At 65.2% G+C, this 1,988-nt stretch carries 2 protein-coding genes; one reads left to right on the plus strand and one right to left on the minus strand.

What is annotated here, in order from left to right; genetic code table 11:
• Positions 1–417: PAS domain-containing protein (locus tag J7360_RS21315; protein ID WP_244667766.1), on the plus strand; the 417-nt coding region annotated here is incomplete at its 5' end.
• 81 nt (positions 418–498) lie between these two features.
• Here the strand turns inward: J7360_RS21315 and J7360_RS04935 are convergent.
• The gene (locus tag J7360_RS04935; protein ID WP_209033386.1) at positions 499–1,680 is read right to left on the minus strand and encodes a benzoate/H(+) symporter BenE family transporter; all 1,182 of its coding nucleotides are present in this window, start codon (positions 1,678–1,680) and stop codon (positions 499–501) included.
• Between the last annotated feature and the right edge of the window lie 308 nt (positions 1,681–1,988).

The following is a 1,988-nucleotide window of genomic DNA, read 5'->3' on the forward strand; positions in this document are numbered from 1 at the left end:
GCGCGCAGCCTGCGCGTGCTGATCGAACTGATGGAACGCAAGCGCTTCCAGCAGGACTTCACCCTGCTCGAAGCCTCGCTGTCGCGGCTGCGCGACGGGGTGGCCATTATCGAACGCGGTGCCAAGGGCGCCGCGCACCGGCTGATGTTCGTCAACCCGGCGTTCGCCGAACTCAGCCAGACCGAAGTGGCCGACTTGATCGGTTGCGACATCCTTGCCCTGCTGGACGACGATGCCGCCCGTGGCAAGGTCGAACTGCTCGAAGAGGCGCTGCGCCTGGGCCGCGCCGCCTATGTCACCTTGCCACTGCGCACCCGTGATGGCGCACCGGTGTATCGCCAGTTCCATCTCGAACCCCTGCCCAGCCCCAGCAGCATCACCGCGCACTGGCTGCTGCAGTTGCGCGACCCGGAGTAGGAGCTAAGAGCGCTGCGATCAACCCGGCATGGCCAGCGCATGCGCCTGCCGCACCTCTCGCTCCATCAGCGGGCACGCGTGCTAAGGCGCTGCTTTCGTCGGCAATGCAAGCAATGTGATCGTTCCGGCCACCAAGCCCCAGAACGCCGCGCCGATCCCGCCCAGCGTCAGCCCGGAGGCGGTGACCAGAAAGGTGATCAACGCCGCTTCGCGCTCGCTGTCCTCGCGCAGTGCCGCCGCCAGGCTGTTGCCGATCGTGCCTAACAGCGCGATCCCGGCAATCGCCATCACCAGTTCACGAGGGAAGGCCGCAAACACCGCTGCCACGGTCGCACCGAACAATCCCACCACCAGGTAGAACACGCCCGCGCTGACCGCAGCGGTGTAGCGCCGCGCCGGATCTTCGTGCGCTTCGCGGCCCATGCAGATCGCGGCAGTAATCGCCGCCAGATTCAGTGCAAAGCCACCGAACGGCGCCAGCATTGCATTGACCGCACCGATCCAGCCGACCGTCGGTGAGATCGGCACCGCATAGCCGGACGCCCGGATCACCGCCACGCCCGGCACGTTCTGCGAGGCCATGGTCACCACGAACAACGGAATCGCCAGGCCGAACAGCGCCGCCCACGATAGCGACGGCACCACCAGCACCGGGTGGGCCAGTTCCAGGTGTACGGCCCCCAACCGCAGCAGTCCGCCGCTGGCGGCGATCGCAAGACCCACCAACAAGGTCGCAATCACCGCATAGCGTGCAAACCAGCGCCGCCCGCTCAGATAGGTCGCCAACATCGCCAGCGCCAGCAACACCTGGCTCTGCATGCCCACAAAGATGTCCAGGCCGAAGCGCAACAGCACGCCGGCCAGCATCCCGGAGGCAAGTGAGATCGGAACCCGCCGGATCGCCCGTTCGAATAATCCCGAAAACCCGGCCACCATCCCCAATACCGCGGCCACCACAAACGCACCGACCGCCTCGCGTAATGGCACCCCGGCCGCACTGACGATCAGCATCGCCGCACCCGGCGTGGACCAGGCCGTGACCACCGGCGCGCGGTAGCGCAGCGACAGGCCGATACACGTCACGCCCATGCCGATGCCCAGCGCCCACATCCACGACGCAAGCTGTGCCTGGTCGGCGCCCAGATGGCGCGCTGCCTCGAACACGATCACCGCAGAGCTGGCGAACCCCACCAGCACGGTGACAAAGCCGGCGGCCATCGCAGGCAGGGATAGATCGCGAAGCAGATTGCGGGAGGCGGGCATGAGGGCGCTCTCTGTCTAGATATCTGCATTTTCATCGAGCCAACCAGCGACCGATATCGCAGCGTTACGCCTCTGATGTCGATCAGTGAGCTTGCAGCCCGCACGCGTAGAGTGCGCAGCGCGTGCCGTACCCGCGTGCCGCACCTGTGTGGATAGGTCGATGTCATGCCAATGTCAAAAAGTGCTTGCACTTCTGCGTGGTCTCGATAAACTGCGCGGCCTCGCTCAGGACGGCGGCGCTTCTCGAAGCATCGCAACAACGAACGAGTCGAATCGAAAACATCACAAGGTGTTGACGAAACGAAAAA

It is taken from the genome of Xanthomonas sp. D-99 (assembly GCF_017746145.1).
GTDB classification, from domain to species: Bacteria; Pseudomonadota; Gammaproteobacteria; order Xanthomonadales; family Xanthomonadaceae; genus Xanthomonas; species Xanthomonas cissicola.

Excerpts from the sequence above, each read along its gene's own strand:
- J7360_RS04935 (WP_209033386.1), bottom strand. The coding sequence starts at position 1,680 with ATGCCCGCCTCCCGCAATCTGCTTCGCGATCTATCCCTGCCTGCGATG.